This is a genomic window from Cellulomonas sp. URHD0024 (genome assembly GCF_000426185.1).
In the GTDB taxonomy this organism is placed as follows: Bacteria; Actinomycetota; Actinomycetes; order Actinomycetales; family Cellulomonadaceae; genus Cellulomonas.
Map to the genome: position 1 here is coordinate 273,247 of NZ_AUEW01000007.1, position 6,996 is coordinate 280,242.

A 6,996-nucleotide genomic window follows, 5' to 3' on the forward strand; every position below is an offset into this window, starting at 1 on the left:
ACAGCCGGCGTGGCTCAGCCCGGGTACTCGGAGAGCCGTGCGGACGACGCGAAGCCCGGCACGACCTGGTTGGGCAGGCTCGCGTCCACGGGGGTGCCGTGTTCGTTGACCATGTGCCGGATGCCGCCCCCGAGGGCGATCGTGGCGTTCGTCATCGACCTGAGTCGGACAGAGGTGGCCGCCGGCGCCTCGACGGAGGTCCACGCGTGCACCGGCGCACCGGCGAACGTCGAGCTCGTGAACAGCGAGTAGATCGCGGTGCCCGTCGCCGAATGCACCCTGACGCTCGGCGAGACCTTGTAGGACGCGTAGCCCTCGCGCGTCCCGTCCATCCAGGCGGTCTGACTCGGCGGGTCGTACGGGAACTCGCTCTGGTAGAACACCGTCGCGCCGCGCTCGCCGTTCCACACCGTCTGGTTCTTCTGGTTGTGCTCGACGAAGAGGCCGAGCGCGGTGACGTCGGTACCGTTGACGACGAGCCCGTGGTCGCTCGTGTTGCTCGTCCAGCCCACGCCGGCGCCATGGTCGGCACGCCACAGCCAGGTGTTGTCGAGGATGACCTTGCTCTGGTTGACCTCGAGCATGGTCGACGTCGACCCGGCCTGTGCGCCACCGACGCGCACGAAGATGTCGGTGAGCGAGGTGGGTCGCAGGGCGTCGCCGATGCCGTTCGCGGCGCCGGTGCCGACCTTCACCACGACTCGGGAGCCCGGTCCGGCGTCGACGATCAGGCTGGACAGGACGACGTTCTGGACGTCGGCGACCTCGATCGCCGCCTGAGCGCCGGTGGGTGCCAGGGTGGCGTAGCCCATGCCCATCACGACCGTGCCTGCACGCGTGACCTTCAGGGGAGCGGTGAGCCGGTAGACACCGGGCGTGAGGAGAAGGTTCTTGCCGGCCGACAGTGCGGCGTTCATCGTCGCGGCGGAGTCGCTGGGTCGGGCGATGTAGAACTGTCCGAGGCCGATCCGGGTGCCGGCACCGGCGTCCGTCGCCCAGCGCACACCGGAGGTGTTGGTGCCTGCGTCGGGAACGAACACCGAGTAGGAGCTGCCGTTCAGGGTCAGGAACGGAGCCGGACGTGAGACCGGTGTCGACGGGATCGCCGTGATGCCACGGCCCGTCAGGTCGGTGGCGGGAGCACCCTTGACGCCGGAGAAGACGAGGTTCGCCGAGCCTCCGCTCCAGCTGCCGATCTGGCTGTCGCGCGTGTAGTACTGCGCCTGGCCCGGTCCGCGGTCGCCGCCGCTGTTGACGTCGCCGGTGATGCGGCTGTCCGCGATCTCGGCACCGAAGAGGGTGGCGCCGTAGGCGCCGTTCAGGTCGAGGTTGCCCTCGATCTGGACCCGACGGAGGGAGGACGCCTGGGAGGTCGCCCAGCGCATCGTGCGTGGCCCTGCGACGCCCTCCGGCCTCGACCGCTCGGCGTCGGTGCCGACCGGTCGCTGGATCGGGTTGATCGAGACGTTCGACAGTGCGCGGTAGAAGTTCGTCAGGCCGTCCGACGAGCCGTCGGCACCCTGGCGGGGCTCGGAGTGGAGCGCACCGTTGATCTTGACGTCGGTGGGTGCGTTGCCGAGTCCGGCGATCGACGTGTAGTAGCCAACCTCGGAGTTGACGATGCCCTCGGCCGTCGCCGGGTCGTTCTGACCCTTGGCGCTTCCGTAGGCGCCGGCCTGGAAGTAGACGGCGTGTCGGCCGGCGCTGAATTCCGACTCGGTCGAGATGCTGCGCAGGTACGCGTTGATCTCGGCCACGGGTGTCTTCGGGTCGAAGATCTTGACGTTCGGTCCGAAGTCGGGCGTGCCCTCAGCCGCCACAGCGGGCAGGACCGCGAGACCACTCACGAGAAGCGATCCGGTCAGTCCTGCGAGGGCAAAAGTGACCCATCGCGACCTCGTAGTCTGTCGCGTCGGTGTGGGCTGCATGGTGATCCTCTCGTCTGTGAAGCGTGTGCGGGGCCCAGGTGAAGCGGGCCCGGGCTCGTCGCCGCGATTGCCGTGGCGAGCCATGTCGCAGCACGTCGCACCCGCTGTTGCGGCCTCGCGGACCGGCGGTAGGGGTCGGATGCTTCGAGCTGCTGCGCACCCGACGACCGCTGACATTCGGAGCTGCGCGTTCGTCATCGAAGGTGCAGTCGTCGCTCAGGTCGCCGGGATGAACTGAGCCGTCTCGGCGACGTCACGCACTTCCGAGGGCTCTCCGGTGGCGATCAGCTCGTCATTGACTGGTTCGCCGTCACGCAGCCTGGGGCAACTACGCGTCTCTTCGGAAGACAGTTTTGGCAATTCGCGACATCACATGAATTGATGTGGGACACCGACTCGACAAGATCGCCCCATTGTGCCGTTCCACGGTTGATTCATCGAGGAGCCCGTCCGGACCGCTTCCGCCGGGAGTGCCGAATCAACCGCTTTACCGCGTCGATCTGGCCAGACGGGTGGTGAATGGCTGGACCATGGCCGTAACCGCGTTCCGGGCCACCGCTGAGCTCACCAGCGGGTAGCGCGACCGCGGCGTTCGACTATTCAGCGTCGGTGACCTCGAGCGCGATGACCTTGCTCCCGTACGTCAGAGCACCGGCGAACACCTGCGCGGCGACCTCGTCGGGAAACCGCACCTGCATCTCGGTGCCGCGGATGGGCGCCAAGACCTGCGCCGCGGAGAGCTCCAGACCGTCCGCCGTGATCGCCATCTGGTTGGCGGGGGGCACCGCACTCGCCAGCTGGGTCGTCAGGTTGGTCAGTGCGGCCTCCCCTTCGCGGGTGAGGACGTACGTCACGGTGTTCCGGTCGATGCTCACCGCGGAGATGTCTGCCGCCGTCAGGGGCGCTCCGCCGAGCAGGTACTTGCGTGACCCGTCGGCAGCACATGCCACGGCGCCGGAGTCCGGGGCAGGTTGCTGTGCCGGTGCCGGCCTGGTGCAGTCCGTCGACGTGTACGCCTGCGCGAGATCCGCCGTCACGTAGAAGGTCGCGTCGCCCGGCCAGGACGGGGTCGATGCGGATCCGGGAGTCGCCACGGTGCCCGACCCGGCCATCGGGTCCGCGTCATCGATCACCGGGCGGAACTGGGCGCCGCTGCCCGCCACCAGTGAGGCCGCCTGCTCGGCCGTCGCTGGTGCCGGGAACACCACCAGGACCGATCGCCCATCGGTCCCGACCTTCGCGTCGTCGTCGATCCGCGAGGACAGGTAGACCGCCGCGGCATGCACGAGGGCCTTGTCCGAGCCCGGCGTCGGCGTCAGCACGTAGCGCGTCGCACCCGCGGCCGGCGTAGGTGCCGGGGCAGCGACCGCATTGCCGCGACCCGGCGTGGACGTCGCCAAGGCGACGGCGCCGGCCCACGCGGCCACACCCACGGCGCCCAGGACGAGGCCGGCGATCGACAAGCCGCGGTTCGTCGCGTGACCCTGTCGCACTGCTCTCAAGCCCAGGACCCCGAACGGGACGGCGATGATGCTGAGTCCGACGATGCCGGATGCCAGCGAGGCGACCGCGAACCAGTTCTGGCTCGTGTCCCTGTCTTCGCTCGCCAGACTGGTGGGGGTTTGCTGAGGCGCCGTCATTGCCGTTGCTTCCTCTCCTCGGTCAGGACTGCGACCGGTCGTGCCCGAGCGACTTCCCGGACCCAGCGCGGCGCTCACGTTCGGCCGCGAGGATCCGCTTGGCCTCGACGGTGGTGAGGCCAAGCTCCTTGAGGAGCCGACGCTGCGGGCTCACCGCCAGCAGAGCAGCTACCACACCAAGGACGAGGCCGATCATCGGCGGACCGCCCGCCGCCACGAGCCCGATGTAGACCCCCAGCGCAACGATCGACGTCACCCAGAGGGAGACCTTGCTGTTGCGATGGGAACGGATCAACCTGTCGAGCTCGTCCTGCCGCAAGATCCGTACCATGGTGTGTCGCCTCCCACTCGGGCGTCGGCGCCCGCCGTCGCTTGCGCCGACCGTAGGTGGAACCGCGTCGCGGCGTCGGACGGGTCTTCGACGCGGCACGGGTTCGCGCAGGTCAGCGCCCCGTAGCAGCCGGCAAGCCGGCCCCGGAGCGGCCCGGTGCGGGGCATCCGGGGACGCCACGCCACTTCCCCTACACTCGCCGCAAGCCTGCGTGAGGAGGCACGGATGGCATCCGGTGCGGAGCAACCTGCTGATGACTGTGAAGATCCGCGCGCGGCCTTCGCCTCCGCTCTGCTGCGGCTGCGCCGTCGGCTCCCGGACGTGTCCGACGAGGAGCTGGCGCGCCGCGCCTCCGCGACTCCTCTGCCGTCGGGACGTCGGGTCTCCGTCAACGCCCGCCGCCTCGGCGAATGGCTGCACGGCCGCTCGGTGCCACGAGACTTCGACCAGGTCGCGGCCCTGCTGCGCGTCGTGGAGACGGCAGCGCGCGGCGGCGGTCCGGGACAGGTGCCGAGCCGGTCGGTCGAAGCCTTGCGCCTGCTGTGGCGGGCGGCTCGCGCGCACCACGTCACCGGTGCGGATCCCGCACGGCTGACGGCAATCGCGTCGTTGGTGGTGGGCCGACCGCCGAGTGATGCGGCGTCGGTGCGCGCGCGGCCGGTGCTGAGCGCCATGATCGACGAGGCCCTGCTGGATCGGGCGGTGAGCCAGGTGCTCCTGGCCGGACCGGGCGGCGCGGGCAAGACCCAGCTCGCAGCGGCGGCGTTCCACCGGGCCCGCGCGCGTGGTGGGCTGCTCGTCTGGGTGCCGGCCTCGTCCCGGCAAGCCGTCCTGTCCGCGTATGCCCGGGTATGGCGAGCCATCGTCAACGAGTCGCTGGACGGACGCGTCTCCCCGTCCGCCGGAAGCTCTCATGCCCACGACGAGGAGACCCAGGCCGATCTGTTGATGGCGTGGCTGCGCGCGGCAGACCGCCCTTGGCTGATCGTCCTCGACGACCTCGAGGACCCGTCCGAGCTGGACGGGCTGTGGCCGGTTGGCCACCGCGGGCACAGCATCGTCACCACGCGCCGGCGGGACGCCATGGTGATCCGGTCCGCGGCCCGGGTCGTGCCGGTAGGCATGTTCAGCCCGGCAGAATCCGTGGAGTATCTGCGCAGCCGGCTGACCGTGGACCCGGTGGTCGGCGCGCTGGAACCGACCGCCGCCGAGCTCGCCGCGCTGGCAGAGGCACTCGGGCACTTCCCGCTGGCACTGTCGCAGGCCGCCGCGTTCCTCATCGACTCCGGCATGGAGGTGTCTGCCTACCGGGGTCTCGTCGAGGATGATCGCGAACGGCTCTCGGACCTGTTCCCACGGTCGTCACCGGCCGACGGCCACGACGGTACGGTCGCGACCACGTGGCGGCTGGCTGCCGACCGCGCGGCGGCACTCGCGCCGCCCGGAAGCGTGCGGCGGACGCTCGAGCTCGTGGCGGTCCTCGCCCCCACCGGCACGCCCGAGCAGGTGCTGACGAGCGCGGCGGCGTGCGACTGGGTCGGGGGACGGCCGCGGGACGTGCTGCTCGCGCTCCGCGCGCTGCACAGGCTCAGCCTGCTCGATCACGAGGGAGGCGTCGTGGCGATGCACGCTCTGGTGCAGCGGGCGGTCCGCGAAGCCCTCGATCCGGCGGCCGCGCCGATGCTCGCCCGCGCCGCGGCGGATGCCCTCGAGGAGGCCTGGGCTGCCACCGACGCCGATCCGGCGCTCGAAGCCTCCATGTACGACGGAGTGACGACCCTTCGGCGGACGGCCGGCGACCACCTGTTCGACGAGGGCATGCACCCCGTGCTGCGCAGGTCTGCGGAGTACCTGGCAACCGTCGGTCGCTCCACCGTCGCCAGGGACGCGGCCGAGGATCTTCTGCTCCAGGCGCGTTCCCGCCAGGGCGACCAGGGTCGCGATGTGGTGTTCCTGGAGAGCCAGGTGGCACGGGCGATTGGTGACCTCGGCGACCCGGCCGGCGCGTACGAGCTCCTGGTGCCGCTGCGCCGACGGGCCGAGCAGCTGCTCGGCCTGGACGACCCGGACACGCTCGAGGTGCGCCTGCACGAAGCTCGGCAGCAGCTCGAGGTCGGCGTGGTGCACGACGCCCTGCGCAACCTGCTGTCCGTCGTGGAGGCCGCTACCGCGGCTCTCGGCGAGCGCCATCGACTTGCTCGGCATGCACGTCGCTACGTCGCACTGTGCCGCGGCCTGTCCGGTGACCCGGCCGGAGCGTGCAACGGCTTGACCGAGCTGGCCGACGACTTGCGAGAGCAGCTCGGGCCGCACCACCCGGCGACCATCCAGGCGTTGGCCGAGTCCGCCCGCTGGATCGGCGAGAGCGGTGACGCGGGAGGTGCGGTCGCGAGGTACGAGACGGCCGTCCAAGGGTTCACCGACATCCTCGGCGCTCTGCACCATGAGACCCTCGCCACGCGCCACAACCTGGCGTACTGGCGCGGCCTGGCCGGGCGGCCCGACCGAGCCATCGACGAGCTTGCGGTCGCCGCTCAGGACGCCGAGCGAGCACTCGGGCGACGACACCCGACGACGATCACCTTCTGCCTCAATCTCGGCTACTGGCGCGGGATGGCCGGCGATCCGGTGCAGGGACGAGCAGATCTCGTCGGTCTCCAGGAGCTGGTCCATGACGTCTTCGGTCCCATGCACCCGCGTGCGCTGCGGGTTCGCCAGCATCTCGCCGAGCTTCGTCACCGCCACGGGGACGTGACTGGAGCCGTCGAGGACCTGACAGCCACCGTGGCCACGATGTGCGAGATCCAGGGCCCTGATCACTCCCGCACCCGCGAAGCGGCAGAGCTTCTCGCCCGTTGGACCACGATCGACGCGGGAGCACCGCACGCGACCATCGGCAGGACTCGGACAGGCACCTAGGGTGGATGTCATCGAGGTCTCGTCGTCTGTCGGGGGTGACACGCCCGGGCGGGGCTGATTCCGCCCGGGCGCCGGGCGGTCAGGCGGCGCGCTGGAGCCCGACCCGGGGGAAGTCGACCGGAACGGCCAGGGCGACGTTGACGTAGTTGGTGAACAGGTTGAGCGCGACCTGCGCGAT

Annotated in this window: 4 protein-coding genes; 1 reads left to right on the forward strand and 3 read right to left on the reverse strand. The window is 70.5% G+C overall.

The annotated features are described in order from the left end of the window. Positions 1-14 precede the first annotated feature (14 nt). The 3 genes from I847_RS0109010 to I847_RS0109020 all read right to left on the reverse strand — a co-directional run bounded on the left by I847_RS0109010 (position 15) and on the right by I847_RS0109020 (position 3,824). On the reverse strand, positions 15-1,847 hold the full coding sequence (locus I847_RS0109010) for an adenylyl cyclase (protein ID WP_231384150.1): 1,833 nt from the start codon (positions 1,845-1,847) through the stop codon (positions 15-17). A gap of 677 nt (positions 1,848-2,524) precedes the next feature. Next, positions 2,525-3,568: a DUF4190 domain-containing protein gene (locus tag I847_RS0109015; protein ID WP_028049434.1), complete on the reverse strand. Its 1,044-nt coding sequence runs from the start codon at positions 3,566-3,568 to the stop codon at positions 2,525-2,527. 22 nt (positions 3,569-3,590) lie between these two features. After that, positions 3,591-3,824: a hypothetical protein gene (locus tag I847_RS0109020; RefSeq protein ID WP_155856077.1), complete on the reverse strand. Its 234-nt coding sequence runs from the start codon at positions 3,822-3,824 to the stop codon at positions 3,591-3,593. 300 nt (positions 3,825-4,124) lie between these two features. On the opposite strand from I847_RS0109020, the gene I847_RS0109025 reads away from it, so the two are divergent. Then, positions 4,125-6,818, forward strand: a complete 2,694-nt coding sequence (locus I847_RS0109025; protein ID WP_155856078.1) for a tetratricopeptide repeat protein — start codon at positions 4,125-4,127, stop codon at positions 6,816-6,818. The last annotated feature ends 178 nt before the right edge of the window (positions 6,819-6,996 follow it).